Origin of the sequence: Janthinobacterium sp. 1_2014MBL_MicDiv (assembly GCF_001865675.1) — a bacterium.
In the GTDB taxonomy this organism is placed as follows: Bacteria; Pseudomonadota; Gammaproteobacteria; order Burkholderiales; family Burkholderiaceae_D; genus Janthinobacterium.
Window position 1 is genome coordinate 1,732,745 of sequence record NZ_CP011319.1, and the last position, 21,993, is coordinate 1,754,737.

A 21,993-nucleotide genomic window follows, 5' to 3' on the forward strand; every position below is an offset into this window, starting at 1 on the left:
ATCAATAGTAATTGCCCATCAGCGAGGCCACTTCGATCAGCAGGATGACGGAAAACAGGCGCAGCATTTCGGACAGGCCGTGCGCGGCCCACATGCGCCCGCGCCGGCTGCGCGGGTCTTCCGGGTAGTACGAGGAGGCAAGCGGAATCAGCGCCACGGCAAAGCTGAAGAAGACCACCTTCAGCATGAGGATCAGGGCCACGGCCGGATTGAAGATCTGTCCCACGACGCGCGTGTAGCCCTGCAGCGCCCACGGCGTGAAGCCATAGATGGTGAGGTAGGCGAGCACCAGCGAGGTGACGCAGCTGACGATGGCCAGCATCCACACGGCGAAGATGCCGGACATGACGCGCGGAAAGTATTCGCGGCGCAGCAGGTCGACGCCCTGGCGCTGCATGGTGTCGAGCACGCCGGTCGAGCGCATTTGCGCAAACGCAATACCATCGGGCAAGGTCAGGCGCAGCGCGACGAACAGGGCGGCCGTCAGCGGTATCAGTTCCAGCACCAGCACGCGCACCACCATTTCCAGCGCATAGCGCGACAGGCCGTAGCTTTGCGCGCTGACGACGACGATGCGGATCAGTACCAGGCTGACCAGCGCGCAGGCGACGCTGAACCACACCAGGTTGGGCGCCGTGTTCGTCACCAGGCGGTGCGCGAGGATGGGGCGGTTGGCGCGGTTGTAGCTCGACGGCGACAGGGCCAGCGAAAACACGAGGATGGCGAAATGCACGAGGCGCCACCAGCTGCCCAGCCAGGCAATGGTGGCCCGGTGCAGGCGGCGCAGGCCGATGATGAGGGAGACGGAAACGGTCATCATGGCATCTTAACATCAGCCCGGCCCGGCAGGTACGGCTGGCGTGCGCGCGGCGTCTATTTGTCGGCCACGCTGGCGATGATGGCGTCGGCCGCCGCCCGCACCCTGGCAGAGCGGTTCAGGTCTGCATGCATGACGAGCCACACGTCATACGGCTCGGCCCGCTCTGGCCAGATGCGCACGAGCAATGGATCGATATCGCCCAGGTGGGTGGCCAGCTCGGCCACGCCCAGGCCCGCGCGCGCCGCTTGCTGCAGCATCATGGCCGAATTCACTTCCATGGCCACCCTGGCGTTGGCGACAGGCTCGCCGGCGATCTTCTCCGCGTGGCGCGGCGTCACGGTATGGTGGTAGATGACGATGTCGTGGCCGGCCAGCGCCGTACCGCGCACGGGTTCGCCCCGTTCGGCCAGGTAGGCGGGCGACGCGTACAGGCCCAGGCTGCGCTTGACGAGGTGGCGCGAGATCAGGTCCGGATCGGTGGGGCGCACGCCGCGCACGGCCAGGTCCGCCTCGCGCCGCGTCAGGCTGGCCAGCGCCGGCGCCACGTTGAGCACGATGCGGATGTCCGGGTGGGCCGCATGCAGCCGCTGCATGGCACGGATGACGAAATGGCTGGCCATGGTGTCCGTGGTGGCCACGCGCACGAGGCCGGACAGGCGGTTGTCGACGCCCAGCATTTCCCTCTGCAATTTGTCGGCCGCCCGCTCCATCGCCTCGGCGGCCGAAAGCGCCAATTCGCCGGCCGGCGTGGGCACGTAGCCGGACGGCGTGCGCAGGAACAGGGTGGCGCCCAGCGATGCCTCCAGCGCGGCCAGGCGGCGCCCGCACGTGGCCTGGTCGATGCACAGCAGGGCGGCCGCGCCGCGCAGGGTGCCGGCCCGGCCGATGGCCAGAAAAATGCGCGCGTTATCCCAGTCCATGCGTTTCCTCTATGCTGACGTCTTTTTTTTGATGCATTTTTGCATCATAGCGCCGATTTTATGCCTGTTTACTGCATTGTGCAACGCTCCTACAATGGCTGCCCCGCCGTCCCTGCAAGGAAAAACCATGTCTGCCATTCCACCGCGCCGTGCCAACGGCTTGATCCTGCTGACCCTGGCGTTCGGCTTCGTCATGGCCATGATCGACGTCACGGCCGTCAACGTGGCGCTGTCCGATATCGCGCGCGACCTGGCCATTCCGCTGACGGGCCTGGTCTGGGTGGTCGACGGCTACACCCTGACGTTTGCCGCGCTGCTGCTGGCCGGCGGCGCGCTGGCCGACTGCTATGGCCCCAAAGCCGTGTACCAGGGCGGACTCGGCGTCTTCATCCTCGGCTCGATCCTGTGCGGCGCTGCGCCCGACGGCCATTTCCTCACGGCGGCGCGCCTGCTGCAAGGGGCGGGCGCGGCCCTGTTCATGCCCAGCTCGCTCAGCCTGCTGACGCACAGCTTCGACGACGAGCGCGAACGCACGCGCATGCTCGGTGCCTGGTCGGCGCTGGTGGGCGTGGCGGGCGCGTCCGGTCCCCTGATCGGCGGCATCCTCGTGCACCAGTTCGGCTGGCGCAGCGTCTTCTGGGTGAACGTGCCGCTGGGCGTGCTGGCCATCGTCATGGCGCAGGTGCTGCTGGCCGCGCCGGCCCGCCAGCCGCGCGACCTGTCGCTGTTCAGCCATGCGCTGGGCGTGGCGGCGCTGGCGGGCCTGAGTTTCGTGCTGATCGAAGGTCCCGTGCTGGGCTGGCTGTCGCTGGGCGTGCTGGCGGCAGGGGCATGGACGGTATTGGCCGCCTGGCAATTGCTGCGGCGCGAGCGCAGCGGCAGCCATCCGCTGTTGCCGCGCGCACTGTTTCACAGCAGCAGTTTTGGCGCGGCCAATGGCGTGGGATTTTTGATTAACTTTTGCGTCTTCGGCCAGCTGTTTTTATTGAGCCTGTTCCTGCAGCAAGCGGGCGGCGCCGACGCCTTGCAGTCGGGCCTGCGCCTGCTGCCCATGATGGCGGCCTACACGGTGGGCAATTTCATGGCTGGGAGTATTGCGGCGCGGCATGGCACGCGCCTGCCGATGCTGTTCGGTTTGCTGGTGGGCGCCGTCATGGCGCTGCTGTTGATGGCCTTGCGCCCCGGCACGCCGTTTGCGCTGCTGGCGCTGGGCACGGCCGTCATGAACGTGGCCATCGGCATCGCCATTCCCGCCATGACGGCCACCGTGATGCGGGTGGCCGGCAAGCAGCATGCGAACAGCGCGGCGGCGGCCCTGAATGCGAACCGGCAGATCGGCGCCCTGGTGGGCGTGGCCCTGATCGGCAGCATCCTGCACATGGTGCCCGACTGGTCGCTGCGCCTGCCGCTGGCCTACGCGACGATTGCCGCCGCGTATGGCCTGGCGGCGGCACTCGTCCACCGCCACGTGCACATGCCGCAGGCCGTGGCGGCCTGAAGGTTTATTGCTCGCGCGTGCTGCGCCACTCGACCAGTTCCTCGATGGTGAGGATGGGCATGCCATGCAGTTCCGCGAAGCGTTCGATATCGTCGCCGCGCATCATGGTGCCGTCCGGATTCATCAGCTCGCACAGCACGGCGGCCGGGTTCAGGCCCGCCATGCGCGACAGGTCGACGGAACCCTCCGTGTGGCCACGACGCTCGAGCACGCCACCGGGCGCGGCGCGCAGGGGGAAGACGTGGCCCGGACGCACCAGGTCGGCCGGCTTGGCGTCCTTGGCGATGGCGGCGCGGATGGTGGTGACCCTGTCGGCGGCCGACACGCCCGTCGTGACGCCATCGCGCGCCTCGATGGAGACGGTAAACGGCGTGCCGTAGCGGCTGCCGTTGTCGGACGACATGGGCGGCAATTCCAGCGCGCTGACGACGTCCGTCGGCAGGCACAGGCAGACGATGCCGCTGCATTCGCGGATCAGCAGGGCCATGGTTTCATTCGTCAGTTTTTCCGCCGACAGGATCAGGTCGGCTTCGTTTTCACGGTCGAAATCGTCGAGCAGGATGACGGGGATGCCGGCGCGCATGGCGGCCAGGGCGGACTGGATGCGACCTTCGAGGTCGTTGGAAAGCAGGGTATAGCTGTTGACTAACATGGTGAAACGCTCCTCGCATAGGCGAAAAACGCTGCAGGGCAAGCGAATAGACGCAACTGGCCGCATCGCCGTGGCGATGGGACATCACACTACTGCACATCTTCTTTCATCCGGACTATACCGTCGGCTCTAGGTTTGCACTAGATCTGCTGACCCTGCCAAAAGGAATTTGACAGGCGCTCGCGGGCTTGACCGTTGCCGGTCTTACCGCCGGTGGGGAATCGCACCCCGCCCCGAAGACGTATTGTTGTGCCGGTCCACATGACCGGCGGCAATACTGTAGCACAATTGAAAAAACCTGGCAGGGCACGGTCGAGTTTGTTATTCGACAAAGTTCCCTTGGGAAAGTCGTTTCCCCTAAGCTGTTTTTAATCGCGGAAAGTCGATTTCGGTGTAAGGTATGCTTACTGAATCTTACGCAAGGCACTACATGAAGCTGAGTAAATTACGCCTGATTTCGGGCGCCGTCCTGCTGGCATGCGCCTGCATGGCCCAGGCTGAAATCCGTTTGAGCGACCCCTTGCCGCTGGCACCAGAAGTTACCGTAGGTACATTGCCGAATGGCTTGACCTACTACATCAAGAAAAATGCCCGTCCGGCACAGAAAGTCGAGCTGCGCCTCGTGGTGAAGGCCGGCTCCATCCTGGAAGACGACGACCAGCAAGGGCTGGCGCATTTCACGGAACACATGGCTTTCAACGGTTCCACGCATTTCAAGCGCAATGAACTGATTTCTTACCTGCAATCGATCGGCGTGAAATTCGGCGCCGACCTGAATGCCTACACGAGCTTTGATGAAACGGTGTACGTGTTGCCGATCCCGACGAACAGGAAAGGCAACCTGGAAAAGGGTTTCCTCGTGCTGGAAGACTGGGCGCATGGCTTGAAGTTCAATCCGGCCGACATCAACAGCGAGCGCGGCATCGTGCTGGAAGAGGCGCGCCTGGGCAAGGGCGCCAGCGACCGCATGAACAAGGTGCTGTATCCGAAATTGCTGAACGGTTCGCGCTATGCGGAACGCATGCCGATCGGCAAGGAATCCGTGCTGAAGACCTTCAAGCCGGAAGCCATCAAGCGTTTCTACCAGGACTGGTACCGTCCCGACCTGATGGCCGTGATGGTGGTGGGCGACGTCGAGCCGAAGCAGGCCGAAGCGATGATACGCGCGCATTTCGGCAAGCTGAAAAATCCCGCGAAACCGCGTCCGCGCGTGTATGCGGAAGTGCCGCAGCGCTCGCAGACGGAAGCGCTGGTGATCACGGACAAGGAGGCGGCCGACAATTCCGTCTTCATCCGCTACCCGATCCGCGCCGCGCAGGAACCCGTCACCATTGCCGACTACCGGCGCCAGATGATCGAAAACCTGTACGGCCAGATGCTCAGTGCTCGCATGCAGGAATTGTCGCAGCAGGCCAATCCGCCTTTCATCCAGGGCGGCAGCAGCATGGGCAAGCTGGTGCGCGGCTATGAATCGTTCAGCGCGTATGCCTTGCTGGGCAAGGGCGGCGTGCAGCCCGCCATCGATGCGCTGGTGCAAGAAGATGAACGGGCGCGCCGTTTCGGTTTCAGCCAGGATGAGCTGGACCGCGCGCGCAAGGACATGTTGCGCAACTACGAACGGGCCTACAACGAGCGCGACAAGTCCGATTCGGCCGGTTTCGTGGCCGAGTATTCGCGCAACTTCCTCGAACAGGAAGCCATCCCCGGCATCGCCAACGAGCTGCTGTATGCACGGGAACTCTTGCCGCAAGTGACCTTGCAGGAAATCAACGAGACGGTGGCCAAGGTAATCCCCGACCAGCAAAAGAAACTGGTGGTCTACATGGGCGCCGAGCCGAAGGCGGGCGATACGGCGTCCGCCGTGCCGACGCAGCAGCAATTGCTCGATGCGGTCGCCAGTGCCGAGCAGCAAAAGGTTGAGCCGCGCACGGAAAAAGTCCTCGCCAGCGAACTGATGGCAGGTCCGCCGGCCGGCGGCAGCATCGTCAGCGAAACCCTCAACCGCGCCATCGGCGTGACGGAACTCAAACTGGGCAACGGCGTGCGCGTGCTGCTGAAACCGACGGACTTCAAGAATGACCAGGTGCTGATGGGGTCGACGCGTTTCGGCGGCCAGTCGCTGTTCGGCGACGCCGATATCTACAACGCCCGTTACGCCAGCGCCGTCGTCGGCAGCATGGGCTTGAAGGACCTGGCGCCGCTGGACCTGCAAAAAGTGCTGGCCGGCAAAACGGTCAACGTGGGCGCCTCGCTGGGCGAGCTGAGCGAAGGCTTTGGCGGCTCGTCCAGCAGCGCCGACGTGGAAGCCATGCTGCAGCTGGTGTACCTGTATTTCCACGACGTCCGCAAGGATGACGGCCTGTACCAGTCCTTCATCGGCAAGCAGCAGGACCTGGCGAAGAACAGCATGGCGCAGCCGGAAGCCGTGTTCTACGACGCCATCCAGCATGCCATGTTTGGCGACGGCCCCCGCGTGGAAGGCGTGCCGCGCGCCGAGGATTTCGATCGTGTGGGCCTGGAGCGGTCGCTGGAGATTTTCCGCCAGCGTTTTTCCAGCGCGCGCGACATGACCTTCATCTTCACCGGCAGCTTCGAGGTCGACAAGATCAAGCCGCTGATCGCCAGCTACCTGGGCACCTTGCCCGTGGCCGAGCTGCCGCATGCCTACCGCGACGTCGGCTTGCGCCCCGTGGCCGGGGTGGTCAAGAAGGATGTCTATATGGGGAGCGAGCCGAAAAGCAATATCTCGATCACCTTCAATGGCGACGTGGCGTATTCGGATGAGCAAAAGCTGACCTTGCAGGCGCTGGGCGAGGTGCTGAACCTGAAAGTCATCGAAGTGCTGCGCGAAAAGATGGGCATGATCTATGGCGGCGGCTTTGAAACGACGATGGGCCAGCATCCGTACGGCCACTATTCGGTGGCGCTGAGCTTGCCGACGGGGCCGGAAAACGTCGACAAGGTGATCGCCGCCGCGTTTGCCGAGATCAGCAAGATGAAGACGGACGGGCCATCCGCGTCCGACCTGGAAAAGGTCAAGCTGAACTGGATCACGCGCCAGCAGAAATCGCTGCGCGAAAACCGCTACTGGATGAACCAGTTGATGGGCTCGGTGACGCAGGGACGCGACCCCGCGCAAATCCTGCGCTTCGAGCAGCGCGTGCGCGCCATCACGCCGCAAGCCGTGAAGCAGGCGGCGCAGCGTTACCTGGACATGCGCAATTATGTGCAGGTGGTGCTGTATCCGGAACGTAAAAATATTGCATCAAAGTAATCTTCATTGTTGACGTGCAGGGGCGGCAGGGCGACGAAGCTGTTAAACTGCTGCTTATTGATGTGATATTGCAATTTAACAAGTAAGGAATGCACGATGGCGAAGAAAGAAGAACTCGATCCGGAAACCCTGGAACTGATCAACTGGTGCATCGAGGTCGAAGGCTTCCTCGTCGCCGGTGGCGCCACCGTGGCACAGGCGCAAGATCATATCGAAGAGCAGGTCGAGTGGTTTACCGACCAGTTCTATGACGGCTTGACGCCGGAAGAGGCAGCCAAGGAAGCCTTGGCCTGACCTTCAGCTTCACACTCACAGCGGGCGGTGCCTGCCGGGCACAGCCCGGTAGCGCCGCCCGTTTTGCTTTTCTGAAAAGATTTCCATAGGGCAACTTCAAGGCGTTTTCACGCATAGCGCATTTTTTGTATATTATTTTTCCAGGCTCCCATGACTCTCCGTTCGCGCATTCTCCTGTTGTGCTTTAGTACCTTGCTGGGCATCGTCCTCATCGCCTCCTTTTCCCTGTATTCGCTGCGCCAGACCATGATGGCCGAGCGCGTCGAGCAATTGACGGTGCTGGTCGAACTGGCCAATGCTTCGGTGGAAAAGGCGTATGCGCTGGAACAGTCGGGCAAGCTCACGCGTGAGCAGGCGCAGCAGCAGGCCAAGCTGGCCATCGGCAGCTTCGTCAAGGACGAGATGTATTATTTCGTGCGCGATTTCAGCACGGACTTGCTGTACGTGCATCCGAATGCGTCGCGCATCGGCACGCCGCAAAAGAATATGAAGCAGTCGGGCGACCGTTACCGCGCGGCGCTGGCAAACAGCCGCATCGGCTTCGTGCAGGCCGACGGCACGCGCCCCGGCGTCAAGGATCCGGTGGCGAAGATGTATGCGGTGATGAAATTTGCGCCGTGGGACTGGCTGGTCGGCACGGGCACGTATATCGATGACATCAACCACAAGTTCTGGGCCCAGGCGGGCGTGCTGCTGGCCATCGGCGGCGCGCTGATGCTGGTGGTGGGCGGTTTGGCGGCGCTGATGCTGCGCCGCATCCTCGGCCAGCTCGGTGGCGAACCCGACTACGCAGCGGCCATCGTCGCGCAAATCGCCAAGGGCGACCTGACCACGCATATCGAGACGCGCCCTGGCGATACGTCCAGCCTGTTGATGGCGATCAAGGCCATGCGCGATAACCTGGCGCACCTGGTGAGCCAGGTGCGCAACGATGCGGACGCCATTTCCACGGCGTCCGGCGAGATCGCTTCGGGCAACCACGACTTGTCGGCGCGCACGGAGCAGCAGGCGGGATCGCTGGAAGAAACGGCGTCGACGATGGAAGAGATGACGTCGACCGTGCGCCAGAATGCGGACAACGCGCGCCAGGCCAACCAGCTGGCCATTTCTGCCTCGCAAGTGGCGACGCAGGCCGGCGGCGTGGTGGGCCAGGTGGTCGATACCATGGGCGCCATCAATGCCTCGTCGAAGAAGATCGGCGACATCATCGCCGTCATCGACGGCATCGCCTTCCAGACGAATATCCTGGCCTTGAACGCGGCCGTGGAAGCGGCCCGCGCGGGCGAGCAGGGCCGTGGTTTCGCCGTCGTGGCGACAGAGGTGCGCAACCTGGCGCAACGCTCGGCCGCCGCTGCCAAGGAGATCAAGCAATTGATCGACAGTTCCGCCGAGCAAGTAGGCGCCGGCGAAAAACTGGTGGCGCTGGCCGGCGAGACGATGGAAAAAGTCGTTTCCAGCGTGCAGCATGTGACCGATATCGTGGCCGAGATTTCCTCGGCCAGCGCCGAACAGAGCGCCGGCATCGAACAGATCAACCAGGCCATCGTCGAGATGGATAACATGACGCAGCAAAACTCGGCGCTGGTGGAACAGGCGTCGGCGGCGGCGCAGGCGATGAACGAGCAGGCGGCCGGGCTGGCGCAGATCGTCAGCGTATTCAAGGTGGGAACGGCGACAGCGGCGCCGCGCCGGATCCGGTAAGGGCGGCAGCTTTCCCCTCAGTCAAGGGAACTTTCTGATTGCTCGCCTGTCCAAAATTCTTGGTCCGCAATGGACGTAGAGCAGAGGTGAGCATGACAGACGGTTTTTCCTATCACGCGGCGTTCGCCCGCAACCTGGGCTGGGTCACGCAGGCGGAGCAGGACAGCCTGCGCGGCAAGCGCGTGGCCATCGCCGGCATGGGGGGCGTGGGCGGCGTGCATTTGCTGACCCTGGCGCGGCTGGGCATCGGCGCCTTCCACATCGCCGATTTCGACACTTTCGACATCGCCAATTTCAACCGCCAGGCCGGCGCCATGGTGTCCACCCTGGGCCAGCCCAAGGTGGCCGTGCTGGCGCAGATGGCGCGTGATATCAACCCCGAACTGGACATCAAGTCATTTCCTGATGGCGTGCATGAGAGCAACCTGGCGGAGTTCTTCGCCGGCGTCGACCTGTACGTGGATGGCCTGGATTTCTTCGCCTTCCCCGCGCGGCAAGCCACCTTCGCCATGTGCGCGCGCCTGGGCATCCCCGCCATCACGGCCGCGCCGCTGGGCATGGGCACGGCCGTGCTCAGCTTCATGCCGGGCAAGATGACGTTCGAGCAGTATTTTGGCTGGGGCGACTTGCCCGAGGAAGAAAAAGCCCTGCGTTTCCTCGTCGGCCTGGCGCCGGCCGGCCTGCATGCTCCCTATCTGGTCGACCCGTCCGCCATCAACCTGAAGGAGCGGCGCGGGCCATCGACCATCATGGGTTGCCAGCTGTGCGCGGGCGCCGCCGCCACCGAGGCGCTGAAGATCTTGTTGAAGCGCGGCAAGGTGGTGGCGGCGCCGCACGGCATGCATTTCGATGCCTACCGCAACAAGCTCGTGCATACCTGGCGTCCGGGCGGCAACCGCCATCCCTTGCAACGGCTGACGATGGCCATCATCAAGCGGCGCCGCGCGGCGCGGGGAGGCTAGATGGCGCCGGCATCGCAGCTCGATACCATCCTGGAAAACATCCTCGACCAGGCCCGCTGGGCGCCCAGCGGCGACAATACGCAGCCATGGCGCTTCGAGATCGTCGAGGCCCGGCACGTCGTCGTGCATGGCTTCGATACGCGCAGCCATTGCGTGTATGACCTCGACGGCCATCCCAGCCAGCTGTCGCTGGGCGCCTTGCTGGAAAGCCTGGCGCTGGCGGCCAGCAGCCACGGCTTGCGCATGGAGGCGCGCCGGCGCCTGTCCATGCCCGATACCCTGCCCACGTTTGACGTGCACCTGCTCGACAGTCCCGGCATGCTGCCCGATCCGCTGGCGGCCTTCTTGCCACGCCGCAGCGTGCAGCGGCGCCGGCTCGGCACGCGCCGCCTGCGCGCCAGCGAAAAGGCCGCGCTGGCGGCCAGCCTGCCGCCCGGCTATGGCGTACAGTGGCATGAAGGCTGGCGCGCGCGCCTGGCCTGCGCGCGCCTGATGTTCGACAATGCGAAGCTGCGCCTGACCATGCCCGAGGCGCACAGGGTGCACCGCGACGTGATCGAGTGGGGCGCGCGCTTCAGCAACGACCGCATCCCGGACCAGGCGCTCGGCGTCGACCCGGTGACGGCGCGGCTGATGCGCTGGATCATGCAAAGCTGGCGCCGCGTGGATTTCTTCAATACCTGGCTGGCGGGCACGCTGGCGCCCCGGCTGCAGATGGACTTGCTGCCCGGCCTGTATTGCGCCGCGCATGGCGTGCTGCTGGCCGATGCGCCGCCGCGCCATATCGATGACTACGTGGCGGCCGGCCGCGCCATGCAGCGCTTCTGGCTGACGGCCACGCAGCTGGGCCTGCAATTGCAGCCGGAACTGACGCCGCTGATTTTTTCCCGCTATGTGCGGGAACGGCGGGCTTTTTCGCGCACCGAGGGCATGCAGGAGCTGGCGCAGGAACTGGCGGGACAATGCCAGTCCGTGCTGGGCGCGGCGGCGTTCGATCGGGCCGTCTTCCTGTGCCGCATCGGCGCCGGGCCGGCTGCCCGCGCGCGCTCCCTGCGCCGTCCGCTGTCCGAGCTGCTCGTGACACCGGCCACGGCGCCATGAGGCGGCGCCGTCCATGCCGGCGGCGCCCGTCAGCGCCGGCGCCTGCCCAAGCCGGTTGCGCCAGTCGCGCCGGCGACGGCGGCCAGCGCGGCCAGGCCTGCAGCCAGCAAGGGCAGGGTGCCCGGTAGCGGCATCGGCGTGGCGTGGCGCACATACGCCAGTTCGGAACTGTTGAGCATGTTCAATACCAGCGTGTAGCTGCCTGCCGCCAGCAGATTCGTGACGGCGCCAAACTGGCCGCCGCAGCTGGTGCCGATGCCCGTGCCGGTGGGCGTGCCGCAGCCGGTCGGATCGTAGGTGAACACGTTGCCGCTGGTCAGCGGCGCCTGGGCGTAGCCCGTATTCAGGCTGGCATCGTCGGCCAGTTCGGTGCCGCCGAGGATGCCCGAGCCGAGGCTGCCGTCGGGCGCCCAGTTGAAGACGATCTGGCCATTGCCGTCGATGATGCTGAAGGTGAGCGCCATATTCGTGCTGGCGGCCGATCCCGTGCCGGCCAGGGCATCCAGGTACAGCTGCATGAAGGGCAGGGCCTGGAAGTTGAAGGCCAAGGTCGCGCCCGGTTCGCCGACGACGAAGTTGACGGCCATGGCCGTGGTGGAGCCATTGCGCCCCGACGCGTCGGCGTTGCCGCTGCCCGTCAGGAAGGTTTCCGCCGCATTGACCGTATGCGTGCTTGTCGACCCCGGTGGAAAGGGTGGGATCTGCGACGTGACGATCTGCGCATCGCCGCGCGCATACGAGGCGTTGCCCATGCCTTGCTGCGTGAAATCGTTTTGCCCTTTGCTGACGGCGCCGCGCGCCGCTTGCGGTGCGTCAATCTCGTTGCTGCCGCCGTGGATGACGCTGCTGCCATTCAGGGTGGCCGTGGTGCGCGACAGGTCGATGTTGCTCAGCAAGGTGGTGGAACCCGTGGGATTGCTGATCACCAGGCCAAAGACGCTCGTGTACGCATAGCCATATGCCGCGGCGTGGGCTGCGTCGCTAGCCGCCAGCAACAGCATGGCCAGCAGCGCCGCGGGAAGGCGGTTACAAGAAAAAATGCTCATGAAAAATCCTCATCTCCTGCTCGGACGGCGGCATGGCGGCGGCTGTGCAGGCGGCGCCAGGCTGTAAGGAAAACCGACAGGCTTGCCGCATAAAAAAGGCGAGGAGACTACCCTCGCCTGTGAGTCCCCCTGTTAGCTGCTTCAGGCGCTGACCTTGCGGCGGCTGGCATAGCCCAATCCAGCCAGGCCCAGGCCCAGCAGGGCCAAGGTGCCCGGTTCCGGTGCCGCTTGCTGTTTCACGAGGTCCACGCTTTCCACCGCGTTCAGGGTCAGCGTGTAGTTGCCGGCGCTTAAGGCATTGCTGACGGCGCTGAAGTTGCCGCCGCAGCCCGTGCCTACGCCCGTGCCCGTGGGTGTGCCGCAGCCGGTGGGGTCATAGGTGAACAGATTGCCGCGCGTCAGGAAGTTGGTCGCCAGGCTGGTGTTCAGGTTGGCATCGTCGGCCGATTCCGTGCCGCCCGAGATGCCCGAGCCGACCACGCCGTCGGGTGTCCAGTTGAAGACCGTCGCGCCAGTCGAGTCGGTGATGGTGAAGGTGACCACCAGGTTGGCCGTCGCCGTGGACAGGGGGCCGACATTGTTTTGCAAGAAGACCTGCATGAAGGGCGAGGACAGGAAGTCAAAGCTCAGGGTTGCCGTTGGCGAGCCGACGACGAAGTTGACCGAGAAACCTGTGGTCGAGCCGTTGCGCCCGGAAGCGTCGGCCGTTCCGGAGGGGTCGTCCAGGTGGACTTCGGCCACGTTGACGGCTTGCGTGGAAGTGGAGCCGGGCGGGAACGAGGGGAATTGCGTGCTGACGATTTGCGCATCGCCGCGCGAATAGTTGCCCGACGGGCCTTGCTGCGTGAAGTCGTTCTCGCCCTTGGTGACGGCGCCGACCGTGGCGCGCGGCGAATCGAGTGTGCCGGGACCGCCCTGGATGACGCTCACGCCATTCAGGGTGGCCGTGCTGCGCGAGATGGTGGTGCTGTTCAGGGCCGTGATCGAGCCCGTGGCGGCGGCGATCTGCAGGCCGAAGATGTTGTTGTAGGAGTAGCCGTAGCCGCCCGCCTGGGCGCTACCGGCGGCGCACAGCATGGCCAGTGCCGCCGCGGCCGGGAGCAGTTTCAGTTGGGATAATTTCATTTGGATCACCTCACATCATGTGGTTGGGGAAGTCTTGCCTGAGCCCTGTCGGCAGGTGCTCATGGCCAGTACCAAGCGACTTCCATGCCAATGCATGAGATTCTTTTAAAATCAATGACTTGGCCGGCTTTTGTTGACGTGGTGCAGGTGTTGGCGCAGGCGCTGTAAGAAAAGCCGACGGCGGCCGTCAGGGCTGGCCGCCGTGGGGAGCCGGGGCCAGCAGGGCCCGGATGTTGGCCAGCAGGCGCGGCGCCGGCGGGCAAGCCTGGAAGGCGGCCGCCAGTTGCCGCGCCGCCAGCCTGGCCTGGGCATCGTCCAGCATCCGCGTGGCCGCATGGCGCAAGGCCGTTTCCTGGAAGCGGTCGGCGCGCAGCAGCAGGCCGGCGCCGGCGCCGACGATGCCATGCATGTTCAGGAACTGGTCGAGATTGCCGGCGATGCCGATCACGGGCACGCCCGCCGTCAGCGCCTGCTGGCTGGTGGGGCTGCCGCCGTTGCAAATGACCAGGCTGGCGCGGCGGGCGGCCGCATCGCCGGGCAGGAAGGGGGCGACAAAGGCGTTGGGCGGCACGGCATCGACGCGGATGGTGCCGGCCGTGGCCGCCAGCACGGTGACGGGCAGGGGGGCCAGCGCGCGCAGCACGCGCGGCAGCAGCTGGCCCTGGCCGGAACTGCCCAGGGTGACGTAGATGATGGGGCGTCCACTGCTCAGCTCCGCGCGCTGCCACCAGTCCGGCAGCTCGAGCGGCGGGGCCCAGATGACGGCGCCCAGGTAGTCGTGCGTGGGCGGCATGGCCTGCGGCGCAAACAGTTGCGGGATGTCCGCGTACAAGGTGCGGTCGGCATCCGTATAGGTGCGGCGCAGGTCGCTGCCCAGCGATGGCAGGCCGTGGTGGCGGCGCACGCGGTTCAGGGGCACGGCGTGCGAGGCGAAGGCCAGCGGGCGGATCAGGCGGAACAGGGGGTTGGCCAGCCAGATGGGCAGCACGCTGGTGAGGGGCAGGCTGGGCACCGTGTAATGCTGGCGCACGTGGGGACTCCAGTAGGCATTGCTGACGGTCATGTAGGGAATGCGCTGCAGGCGCGCACTGACGGACAGCGACAGGCGAAAGTCGCCGATGACGAGGTCGGGCTGCACGGTGTCGAGCAGGCGCAGATCGTCTGCCACGTATTGCAGCAGCGTGCTTTCTGTATAGACGGGCTTGCCTTTGGCCAGCGCCTGCAGAAATTGCTGTGAAGGTATGCTGTCGATGCGCCAGCGTCGCAACGCGGCTTGCCTGAAGCAGAAGTCATATCCGTCCGCGCAGGCAAAGTGCACGTCGTACGCATCCTCGTCCAAGCCTTGCGCCAGGCTCAGTGGGCGGCCGATATGGGCCAGGGTCACTGCCTCGGCCATGAAAAGAATTTTTGTGCGCGTCATTGGATGGGCTCTTGCGTCGTCTCCCGTGATGCAGTTTTGCCTGCCGGATGCCTGCAAGGTTGGAGTGGCGAACCGGCGTTTGGTTCCCGCCGCGCGTGGCCAGGCGTGGCTGCTGGGCGCCAGGCTTTCCCGTCATCGGCTAGAGTGAGCGTAAAGGAGGTCCGCCATGCACCCACTATCCCGCGATATTCCGCGGCGCGCGCACAGCACGCCAGAACCCGATATGCCGCCGCCGCCCGAAGGCGATCCGCTTACGCCGCCGCTGGAGCCGCCGCCGCACATCGATCCCGTGCCGGTCGAGGAGCCGACGCCGCCAGCGCCACCCGTCAAGATGGGGTGAGCGACAGGCGGCGTGCCGGCGCACCTGCCGCCACGCCCTTTATTTCCAGTCGGAAATGGAATGCGCGCGCGGCGGTATCGCCACGCCATTTAAACAACAAAAAAGCCAATAAATGTTGCCGAGTGGATACAAAATGCGTGCTAACTGCTGTGTGTCATGCGGCCGTCACGATTCTGTTCTTATAATGAGACATCATAAAAATTCTTGTACAGGAGACCATCATGGGCAATTCCTTGCATAACAAAATTTACCTGGGCAGGCGGCCCGCGATTACCGGCAAGAACCTGATGGCGCTCGCGGTGGCAGGCGCCGTGGCCGGTTGCGGCCTGGCGTGGTTGCTGCTGCGCACCTACAAATAAGCGTCAGCCAGCCCGTGTTTCAGCCATCCGTTCGCTGCGCGGGCGGTGGCAGATTCACGTTGCCTGTTGCCGATGCGCAGCGGGGCGCGTACCATGGGGGCCGAACACCTGGCCTTTTATGGAAAAGTAATGAAGAACGAGAAATTAACGACCGATGAATATGACGCGCTGGAGCAAGTTGCACGCGGCATCAAGACCGAGCGCCCGAGCGCTTGCGTTGCCCGCAATGCCAAGCGCCTGTCCGGCCTGAAGCTGCTCAGCTATGCGCGCGATGGCCGCCTGTCCATCACCGAGAAGGCGCAACAACTGCTGTTCCTGCGTCGCTGCATCATGGGCTTGCGCGCCGTGGCCGTCGACCCGTTGACCAAGCTGGACACGGACGTGGCCTATTTCCTGGGCAAGAAAGCCCACATCGTGGCGCGCGCCGAGGGCGAGGGCCACGACATTTCCGACAAGGGCCGCGACTCGCTGGCCGACATCGACACCCTGGGCCTGTAAGGCTCACCAACCGGCCCCTGCGGCCGGTTTTCGCATCCCCCCACCTATTGACAACCATCCCCTTTGGAGAACACTTTGGACAGCGCGATGAACTGGTCGGCCCACGAATTGACGATGACGGTCCTGATGACGCCCGATATGGCCAACTTTTCCGGCAACGTGCACGGCGGCACCATCCTGAAATACCTCGACAGCGTCGCCTACGCCTGCGCCAGCCGCTATTCGGGCAGCTACGTGGTGACCCTGTCGGTGGACCAGGTGATGTTCTTGCAACCGATCCACGTGGGCGAGCTGGTGACCTTCCTCGCCTCGATCAATTACACGGGCACGACTTCGATGGAAGTGGGTATCCGCGTGGTGACGGAAAATATCCAGCAGCGCCTGGTGCGCCATGCCAACAGCTGCTATTTCACCATGGTGGCCGTGGACGCCAACCGCAAGCCCGTGGCCGTGCCGCCGCTGGCGCTGGAGACGCCGGAGCAGCAGGTGCGCTTCGAGCAGGCCAAGCTGCGCAAGCTGTCGCGCCAGAAGGTGTCGAAGAAATAGGCATCGAGCATAAGCTGTTGCAGATGCAAAAACGGCCACCAGAGCGATCTGGTGGCCGTTTTTTATTGCCTGCCGCCGGGTGGCGGCATGGCGCCGTGATTAACGGTCGCCGTAGCTGCGGCGTGCGCCGTCGGTGCTGCGCGGGTTGGAACCCTTGTAGCCGCCGCCGGTGCTTGGTGCGCCGTCTTTACGTGGTGCGCCCGGCTTGCTGAACGTGCGTTGGCCTGGTTTTGCGCCGCCGCGGTTGTCGCCTGGTTTCCAGCCGCCTGGACGGGCGCTCGAACGTGGTGCCGACGCCGTTTTCTTTGGCTCGAAACCTTCGATGACATTGACCGGGATCAATTGCTTGGTGAAGCGTTCGATGCGCTTGACGTTCATGCCTTCAGCGTGGTTCACCAGCGAGATGGCCAGGCCATTGCGGCCAGCGCGGCCGGTACGGCCGATGCGGTGGACGTAGTCTTCCGGGAACTTCGGCAGGTCGTAGTTGAACACGTGGGTGATCGTTGGCACGTCGATACCGCGGGCGGCAACGTCGGTGGCAACCAGCACCTTGACCTGGCCGCGGCGCATGCCGTCCAGGGTGCGGTTGCGCGCGCCCTGATGCATGTCGCCGTGCAAGGCGGCAGCCGAGAAACCGGCGATGTTCAGACGGTCGGCGATGGTGTCGGCGTCACGCTTGGTGGCGGTAAACACAACAGCCTGGTCCAGCGTTTCGTCGCGCAGCAGGTGGTCCAGCAGGCGATTCTTGTGCGACAGGTCGTCGACGAAGTGGACGCGCTGGGTGATGTTTTCATGCTTGTTGCTCGAGCTTGCCACCTGGATGACCAGCGGGTTTTTCGTGATGCGGCGCGCCATGTTGCCGACGACGCCATCGAGCGTGGCCGAGAACAGCATGGTTTGACGGCCTTCCGGCGTCGCTTCGACGATCTTTTCGATGTCGTCGATGAAACCCATGTCCAGCATGCGGTCGGCTTCGTCCAGCACCAGGATTTCCAGTTGCGAGAAGTCGATCTTGCCCGAATCCATGTGGTCGATCAAACGGCCAGGAGTGGCGACCAGAATCTCGGGATTCTTGGCCAGCAACTGCATCTGTTTAGGATAAGGCATGCCGCCCAGGATCGACACAGCCTTGATGCGGCGGATGCCGGTGCTGTACTTGTCGGTATTGGTCGTCACTTGCAGGGCCAGTTCGCGGGTCGGGGTCAGCACCAGCATTTTTGGCTGGGCAGCCTTGAAGCGTGGACGCTCGCCGCGGGCGCGCGATGCTTGCATTTCCTGGTTTGGCGTCTTGCCGGCGGCGCTTTGTTCGGCGCTGGCCAGTTTGTGCAGCGACGGCAGCATAAATGCCGCGGTCTTGCCCGAACCGGTCTGCGACGAGACCAGCAGGTCACGGCCTTCGATCGCGGCTGGAATCGCTTGCGACTGTACCGCGGTTGGCGCGGTGTAGCCCGATTCGGTCAGAGCGGCGAGGATGGACGGATGCAGGCCTAAGGATTCAAATGTCATTCTTTTTCTTTCGTGAAAATCAGCGTTCTTGCAAAAAGCAGAACGCAAAATAGCAACGCCAACCAAAACGAAATGACTCAACTAGAAAGAAATTTCGGCACAAAAGCTTTGCGCCGGGACGGTGTCAGGTGCGACACACAAGGCGGGAGGGCTTTATAAGCGGCATCCTGTGGATGCGCTAAGGCTTGCGAAGCTGCTAAGTTTGTAGTGCATATAACTGCGGTGTTGCCATCGCTTCAAGGGAACATATTGCAGCGCACAACGACACTATACCGTATTTGCCGCCGTTTTGCACTGCCTAAATGGGAAGAAGCGCGAGTCCTACCACGTTTTTCGCATGTTTCCTATGTGAAATCAGTAGAAATACGTAGTTTTTGGCGGATGGGCGGCGCAGGGCCGCGATGCTGGCGGGACCGACCTCGCCATGCCCCTTCCGGTCCGGCCTGATGGGGCGCGCGGCTGGCGCCGGGCCGGCCAGGCACGAGCGGCAGGCCAGGCCTGTCCGCCCCTGCCGCATCACTCCACTTCCGGATTGACCGCCATCACTTGCGAAAAGCCGCCATCGACGTAGGTAATCTCGCCCGTAATGCCCGAGGCCAGGTCGGACAGCAGGAAAGCGGCCGTATTGCCGACTTCCTCGATGGTGACGTTGCGGCGCAGCGGGGCGTGCTCGGCGACAAAGCCCAGCAGCTTGCTGAAGTCCTTGATGCCGGTCGCGGCCAGGGTCTTGATGGGGCCGGCCGAGATGCCGTTGGCGCGGATGCCGCGCGGACCCAGCGATTCGGCCAGGTAGCGCACGGACGCTTCCAGCGACGCCTTGGCCAGGCCCATGGTGTTGTAGTAGGGCACGGCGCGCACGGCGCCCAGGTATGTCAGCGTCAATACCGAGGCGCCCGGATGCAGCAGCGGCAGGGCGGCCTTGGCCATGGCGGGGAAGCTGTAGGCGGAAATGTCGTGCGCGATGCGGAAACTGTCGCGCGACAGGCCGTCGAGGAAGTCGCCGGCGATCGCTTCGCGCGGGGCGAAGCCGATGGCGTGCACCAGACCGTCCAATTGTTCCCAGTGCTGCGCCAGGTCGCCGAAGACGGCGCTGATCTGCTCGTCGCTGGACACGTCGCAGTCGAACACCAGTTCGCTGCCGAATTCGGCCGCAAATTCCGTGATGCGCTCCTTGAAGCGTTCGCCCACATAGGTGAAGGCCAGGGTGGCGCCTTCGCGGTGGCAAGCCTTGGCGATGCCATAGGCAATCGAGCGATTCGACAGCAGGCCCGTGATAAGAATTTTTTTGCCTTGCAAGAAAGCCATGACGACTCCTGTCTCGGTGGGTGGGCGGGTAGGGCGGATGTACAACCGGCCGCGACAGCTAAGCTGTGGCGGCCGGTGGCGTGTTTCCAGTACGAATCAGGCGTAGCGCAGCTTAGTGGCGCGCTTTTGCTCGGCTATTGCCGCCACCGCGCTGGATGCGCGGTTTCACCAGTGAAATTGGCGCTGCCTGCACCTTGCCGCCCTTGGCGACGCGGCGCACGGCCTTGGCGGCGCGTTCCGGACGGTCCGCTTCCAGCAGCATGGTGGCGCTGTCGGCGATTTCCTGCGTGATGTCCTTGTTCATCGTGGCCGAGGTTTTCGGCACGAGGATGGTGGAGCCGGCGCGCAGGCGGGTGCGCTGGGGAATGTTGTTGGCCTGGCGCAGGACGTCGGCCGTGGTGCCGAATTTCGATGCCAGCGTTTCGATGCGTTCGCGCGCATTGGTGATCTTGTGCGTGGTCCAGCTCGACAAGGCGTGGCCCCATTGCGCCAGGTTGGTGGTGAACTTGGCGGCGTTTTCCTGCGGCAACAGAATCTTGGTCTTTTCGCCGCCGATGATGACGGGGCGGTTAAATTGCGGATTCAAGGCCTTGAATTCATCCATCGACAGCTCGGCCAGCTGGGCGGCCACGGTGATGTCGATGTCGCTGGTCTTGTCGATGGCCGTGAAGTACGGCTGGTTGTCGACGACGGGCAGGGTCAGGCCGAACTGGGCCGGATTGGCGATGATGTTTTTCACCGCCTGCAGCTTGGGCACGTAGTTGCGCGTTTCGGCCGGCATCAGGTCGGCCAGGCTTTCGAAGTCGGTGGGCTTGCCCAGCGCCTGGTTTTTCTTGATGGCGCGCTGCACCGAGCCTTCGCCCCAGTTATAGGCGGCCAGGGCCAGCTGCCAGTCGCCAAACATGTCATACAGGCGCTGCAGGTAGGTCAGGGCCGCATCGGTCGAGGCCAGCACGCCGCGGCGCTCGTCCTTGAACATGTTTTGCTTGAGGTTGAAGTCGCGTCCGGTGGCGGGCACGAATTGCCACATGCCGGCCGCATTGGCGCTCGAGAACGCCTGCGGGTTGAAGGCGGATTCGATAAACGGCAGCAAGGCCAGTTCCGTCGGCATGCCGCGCTTTTCCAGTTCCTGCACCACGTGGAAGATGTAGCGCGAGGCGCGCGCCGTCGTGCGGGCGATGTAGTCGGGGCGCGTGGCATACCAGTTGACGTGGTTGGCCACCAGCTGGTTGTTAATGTCGGGAATCGCATAGCCGCTGCGGATGCGGCCCCAGACGTCGGCTTCGCGCAGCGGATCGGAACTGTCGCTGAGGTTTTTCAGCAGGCGGTCGGTCTTTTGCAGGCGGTTGTCGAGGGTGGGGAGTTTCGCCGTGACCTGGGCGGTCATCGGGATCAGGGCGGGTGTGGTGGCGGCGACTGGCGCGTTATCGCTCTCAACACCGGCTTCGTACGCCTGGCTGAGGGCGGGCGCAAGCGCCAGGGCCAACGCCGCCAGGACGGTAGATTTAAAGGAGTTTTCGTGCATAGTGTTCCATTGTTGTCGTCGGAGAAACATCGGACAGACCCATGATTAAGCAGCGAGTGTACGTATATCCCCATGCCGGAGTCAAGAATTATGTCAGCATGATGACAGCACATACGGGGAAATAGCTAAGTTTCCATTCGCTAATAATGCAATTATTGCAAATTTAATTTGCCATTTGCGTGATTCGGCCGCTGTTATAGCATACATGGGCAGGGGCACGGCGCAAGCCTGGACGGCGCCGGGTATGAGGCTGCGCAAAAGTGCGTACAATTTGGCTTTGGCCGGCCATTCAGCCGCCGGCCGCCTTATTGATAGAGAGTCATGCATATGAACACCCCGCCGCGCCACGACGACGACAACGCCGTCATCATCGCCAATACCGTCGCCTGGCTGGAAAAGGCCGTGATCGGCCTGAACCTGTGCCCGTTCGCCAAGGCCGTGCACGTCAAGAAACAGATCCGCTACGTGGTGTGCGAGTCGGAAAATCCGGAAGATTTGCTGGCGCTGCTGATGGACGAGCTGCAAATCCTGGCCGACACGGACCCCGAGCAGATCGACACGACCCTGCTGATCCACCCGTACACGCTCAACGATTTCCTCGACTACAACGAATTCCTCGACGTGGCCGATGCGGCCGTGGAAGACATGCACCTGGCTGGCGAGCTGCAGGTGGCCAGTTTCCACCCGCACTACCAGTTCGCGGAAACGTTCGAGGACGATATCAGCAACTACACCAACCGCTCGCCGTATCCGACCCTGCACCTGCTGCGCGAAGACAGCATCGAGCGGGCCGTCGAGGCCTTCCCGGAAGCGTCCGAGATTTTCGACAAGAATATCGCCACCCTGGAAAAGCTGGGCATCGAAGGCTGGGAGCAACTCGGCTTGCCGAAGGTGTCCTGATGGCCGACAAGGACTTGCCGCTCCGCCCCGACACGCCGTGCGTGGCCGTGTGCTCGACGACGTTCGATGAAATCTGCCGCGGCTGCGGCCGCAGCGTGGTGGAAGTGGCCCACTGGGTGTCGATGACGGATGAAGAGAAGGAAGTGGTGTGGGTGCGCATCCTGGCGCAAGGCTATCCGCGCCGGAATACTTGAACAGCGA

Annotated in this window: 21 protein-coding genes and 1 riboswitch; of the genes, 12 read left to right on the forward strand and 9 right to left on the reverse strand. The window is 63.9% G+C overall.

Translation table 11 applies throughout. The annotated features are described in order from the left end of the window. Nucleotide 1: 1 nt before the first annotated feature. Nucleotides 2-817 (reverse strand): MlaE family ABC transporter permease, encoded by an 816-nt coding sequence (locus tag YQ44_RS07725; RefSeq protein WP_071326329.1) that lies wholly within the window; start codon nucleotides 815-817, stop codon nucleotides 2-4. Nucleotides 818-873: 56 nt separating this feature from the next. Further along, nucleotides 874-1,740, reverse strand: coding sequence for a LysR family transcriptional regulator (locus YQ44_RS07730; protein ID WP_071322881.1), 867 nt, complete (start codon nucleotides 1,738-1,740; stop codon nucleotides 874-876). 127 nt (nucleotides 1,741-1,867) lie between these two features. Between YQ44_RS07730 and YQ44_RS07735 the strand changes: the two genes are divergently transcribed. Continuing rightward, a complete protein-coding gene (locus YQ44_RS07735) occupies nucleotides 1,868-3,238 on the forward strand; it encodes an MFS transporter (protein WP_083411695.1) in 1,371 nt (456 codons plus the stop codon). Nucleotides 3,239-3,242: 4 nt separating this feature from the next. Here YQ44_RS07735 and ribB read toward each other — a convergent pair whose 3' ends face one another. Beyond that, nucleotides 3,243-3,890 carry a 3,4-dihydroxy-2-butanone-4-phosphate synthase gene (gene ribB, locus YQ44_RS07740; protein ID WP_071322882.1) on the reverse strand — a complete coding sequence of 216 codons (648 nt, stop codon included), beginning with the start codon at nucleotides 3,888-3,890 and terminating at the stop codon, nucleotides 3,243-3,245. Between the two features lie 94 nt (nucleotides 3,891-3,984). Then, nucleotides 3,985-4,135: riboswitch (FMN riboswitch) on the reverse strand. 185 nt (nucleotides 4,136-4,320) lie between these two features. Here ribB and YQ44_RS07745 point away from each other — a divergent pair. From YQ44_RS07745 to YQ44_RS07765, 5 genes are all read left to right on the forward strand, one after another. After that, entirely contained in the window at nucleotides 4,321-7,164 is a 2,844-nt protein-coding gene (locus YQ44_RS07745; protein ID WP_071322883.1) for a M16 family metallopeptidase, read from the forward strand. 96 nt (nucleotides 7,165-7,260) lie between these two features. Then, a complete protein-coding gene (locus YQ44_RS07750) occupies nucleotides 7,261-7,458 on the forward strand; it encodes a hypothetical protein (RefSeq protein WP_010399555.1) in 198 nt (65 codons plus the stop codon). A gap of 150 nt (nucleotides 7,459-7,608) precedes the next feature. Then, nucleotides 7,609-9,159: a methyl-accepting chemotaxis protein gene (locus tag YQ44_RS07755; protein WP_071322884.1), complete on the forward strand. Its 1,551-nt coding sequence runs from the start codon at nucleotides 7,609-7,611 to the stop codon at nucleotides 9,157-9,159. A 92-nt stretch (nucleotides 9,160-9,251) separates the two neighbouring features. Continuing rightward, nucleotides 9,252-10,121: a ThiF family adenylyltransferase gene (locus YQ44_RS07760; RefSeq protein ID WP_071322885.1), complete on the forward strand. Its 870-nt coding sequence runs from the start codon at nucleotides 9,252-9,254 to the stop codon at nucleotides 10,119-10,121. Continuing rightward, complete coding sequence (locus YQ44_RS07765) at nucleotides 10,122-11,222, forward strand: nitroreductase family protein (protein ID WP_071322886.1); 1,101 nt, start codon at nucleotides 10,122-10,124, stop codon at nucleotides 11,220-11,222. A gap of 29 nt (nucleotides 11,223-11,251) precedes the next feature. On the opposite strand, the gene YQ44_RS07770 is transcribed toward YQ44_RS07765, so the two are convergent. The 3 genes from YQ44_RS07770 to YQ44_RS07780 form a co-directional block, all read right to left on the reverse strand. Further along, entirely contained in the window at nucleotides 11,252-12,268 is a 1,017-nt protein-coding gene (locus YQ44_RS07770) for an EDSAP-1 family PEP-CTERM protein (RefSeq protein ID WP_071322887.1), read from the reverse strand. Nucleotides 12,269-12,409: 141 nt separating this feature from the next. Then, nucleotides 12,410-13,393, reverse strand: a complete 984-nt coding sequence (locus tag YQ44_RS07775) for an EDSAP-1 family PEP-CTERM protein (RefSeq protein WP_071322888.1) — start codon at nucleotides 13,391-13,393, stop codon at nucleotides 12,410-12,412. Nucleotides 13,394-13,580: 187 nt separating this feature from the next. After that, a complete protein-coding gene (locus tag YQ44_RS07780; RefSeq protein WP_156894729.1) occupies nucleotides 13,581-14,813 on the reverse strand; it encodes a glycosyltransferase in 1,233 nt (410 codons plus the stop codon). Nucleotides 14,814-14,979: 166 nt separating this feature from the next. Between YQ44_RS07780 and YQ44_RS28735 the strand changes: the two genes are divergently transcribed. From YQ44_RS28735 to YQ44_RS07790, 4 genes are all read left to right on the forward strand, one after another. After that, a complete protein-coding gene (locus YQ44_RS28735; protein WP_156894730.1) occupies nucleotides 14,980-15,153 on the forward strand; it encodes a hypothetical protein in 174 nt (57 codons plus the stop codon). A 221-nt stretch (nucleotides 15,154-15,374) separates the two neighbouring features. Further along, nucleotides 15,375-15,512: a hypothetical protein gene (locus tag YQ44_RS28740; RefSeq protein WP_156894731.1), complete on the forward strand. Its 138-nt coding sequence runs from the start codon at nucleotides 15,375-15,377 to the stop codon at nucleotides 15,510-15,512. Between the two features lie 129 nt (nucleotides 15,513-15,641). Further along, on the forward strand, nucleotides 15,642-16,010 hold the full coding sequence (locus YQ44_RS07785; RefSeq protein WP_071322890.1) for a hypothetical protein: 369 nt from the start codon (nucleotides 15,642-15,644) through the stop codon (nucleotides 16,008-16,010). A gap of 87 nt (nucleotides 16,011-16,097) precedes the next feature. After that, nucleotides 16,098-16,556 carry an acyl-CoA thioesterase gene (locus YQ44_RS07790; RefSeq protein WP_071326331.1) on the forward strand — a complete coding sequence of 153 codons (459 nt, stop codon included), beginning with the start codon at nucleotides 16,098-16,100 and terminating at the stop codon, nucleotides 16,554-16,556. Nucleotides 16,557-16,655: 99 nt separating this feature from the next. On the opposite strand, the gene YQ44_RS07795 is transcribed toward YQ44_RS07790, so the two are convergent. From YQ44_RS07795 to YQ44_RS07805, 3 genes are all read right to left on the reverse strand, one after another. Further along, nucleotides 16,656-18,062 carry a DEAD/DEAH box helicase gene (locus YQ44_RS07795; RefSeq protein WP_071322891.1) on the reverse strand — a complete coding sequence of 469 codons (1,407 nt, stop codon included), beginning with the start codon at nucleotides 18,060-18,062 and terminating at the stop codon, nucleotides 16,656-16,658. Between the two features lie 516 nt (nucleotides 18,063-18,578). Next, a complete protein-coding gene (fabI, locus tag YQ44_RS07800; protein WP_071322892.1) occupies nucleotides 18,579-19,367 on the reverse strand; it encodes an enoyl-ACP reductase FabI in 789 nt (262 codons plus the stop codon). Between the two features lie 112 nt (nucleotides 19,368-19,479). Then, nucleotides 19,480-20,892, reverse strand: a complete 1,413-nt coding sequence (locus tag YQ44_RS07805; RefSeq protein ID WP_071322893.1) for a transglycosylase SLT domain-containing protein — start codon at nucleotides 20,890-20,892, stop codon at nucleotides 19,480-19,482. A gap of 321 nt (nucleotides 20,893-21,213) precedes the next feature. Between YQ44_RS07805 and YQ44_RS07810 the strand changes: the two genes are divergently transcribed. Beyond that, on the forward strand, nucleotides 21,214-21,792 hold the full coding sequence (locus tag YQ44_RS07810; protein ID WP_442905898.1) for a DUF1415 domain-containing protein: 579 nt from the start codon (nucleotides 21,214-21,216) through the stop codon (nucleotides 21,790-21,792). Further along, nucleotides 21,792-21,986: a DUF1289 domain-containing protein gene (locus tag YQ44_RS07815; protein WP_071322894.1), complete on the forward strand. Its 195-nt coding sequence runs from the start codon at nucleotides 21,792-21,794 to the stop codon at nucleotides 21,984-21,986. The genes YQ44_RS07810 and YQ44_RS07815 overlap by 1 nt, the downstream gene beginning before the upstream one ends. The last annotated feature ends 7 nt before the right edge of the window (nucleotides 21,987-21,993 follow it).

Excerpts from the sequence above, each read along its gene's own strand:
- YQ44_RS07725 (WP_071326329.1), bottom strand. The coding sequence starts at position 817 with ATGACCGTTTCCGTCTCCCTCATCATCGGCCTGCGCCGCCTGCACCGG.
- YQ44_RS07730 (WP_071322881.1), bottom strand. The coding sequence starts at position 1,740 with ATGGACTGGGATAACGCGCGCATTTTTCTGGCCATCGGCCGGGCCGGC.
- YQ44_RS07735 (WP_083411695.1), top strand. The coding sequence starts at position 1,868 with ATGTCTGCCATTCCACCGCGCCGTGCCAACGGCTTGATCCTGCTGACC.
- ribB (WP_071322882.1), bottom strand. The coding sequence starts at position 3,890 with ATGTTAGTCAACAGCTATACCCTGCTTTCCAACGACCTCGAAGGTCGC.
- YQ44_RS07745 (WP_071322883.1), top strand. The coding sequence starts at position 4,321 with ATGAAGCTGAGTAAATTACGCCTGATTTCGGGCGCCGTCCTGCTGGCA.
- YQ44_RS07750 (WP_010399555.1), top strand. The coding sequence starts at position 7,261 with ATGGCGAAGAAAGAAGAACTCGATCCGGAAACCCTGGAACTGATCAAC.
- YQ44_RS07755 (WP_071322884.1), top strand. The coding sequence starts at position 7,609 with ATGACTCTCCGTTCGCGCATTCTCCTGTTGTGCTTTAGTACCTTGCTG.
- YQ44_RS07760 (WP_071322885.1), top strand. The coding sequence starts at position 9,252 with ATGACAGACGGTTTTTCCTATCACGCGGCGTTCGCCCGCAACCTGGGC.
- YQ44_RS07765 (WP_071322886.1), top strand. The coding sequence starts at position 10,122 with ATGGCGCCGGCATCGCAGCTCGATACCATCCTGGAAAACATCCTCGAC.
- YQ44_RS07770 (WP_071322887.1), bottom strand. The coding sequence starts at position 12,268 with ATGAGCATTTTTTCTTGTAACCGCCTTCCCGCGGCGCTGCTGGCCATG.
- YQ44_RS07775 (WP_071322888.1), bottom strand. The coding sequence starts at position 13,393 with ATGAAATTATCCCAACTGAAACTGCTCCCGGCCGCGGCGGCACTGGCC.
- YQ44_RS07780 (WP_156894729.1), bottom strand. The coding sequence starts at position 14,813 with ATGACGCGCACAAAAATTCTTTTCATGGCCGAGGCAGTGACCCTGGCC.
- YQ44_RS28735 (WP_156894730.1), top strand. The coding sequence starts at position 14,980 with ATGCACCCACTATCCCGCGATATTCCGCGGCGCGCGCACAGCACGCCA.
- YQ44_RS28740 (WP_156894731.1), top strand. The coding sequence starts at position 15,375 with ATGGGCAATTCCTTGCATAACAAAATTTACCTGGGCAGGCGGCCCGCG.
- YQ44_RS07785 (WP_071322890.1), top strand. The coding sequence starts at position 15,642 with ATGAAGAACGAGAAATTAACGACCGATGAATATGACGCGCTGGAGCAA.
- YQ44_RS07790 (WP_071326331.1), top strand. The coding sequence starts at position 16,098 with ATGAACTGGTCGGCCCACGAATTGACGATGACGGTCCTGATGACGCCC.
- YQ44_RS07795 (WP_071322891.1), bottom strand. The coding sequence starts at position 18,062 with ATGACATTTGAATCCTTAGGCCTGCATCCGTCCATCCTCGCCGCTCTG.
- fabI (WP_071322892.1), bottom strand. The coding sequence starts at position 19,367 with ATGGCTTTCTTGCAAGGCAAAAAAATTCTTATCACGGGCCTGCTGTCG.
- YQ44_RS07805 (WP_071322893.1), bottom strand. The coding sequence starts at position 20,892 with ATGCACGAAAACTCCTTTAAATCTACCGTCCTGGCGGCGTTGGCCCTG.
- YQ44_RS07810 (WP_442905898.1), top strand. The coding sequence starts at position 21,214 with ATGCATATGAACACCCCGCCGCGCCACGACGACGACAACGCCGTCATC.
- YQ44_RS07815 (WP_071322894.1), top strand. The coding sequence starts at position 21,792 with ATGGCCGACAAGGACTTGCCGCTCCGCCCCGACACGCCGTGCGTGGCC.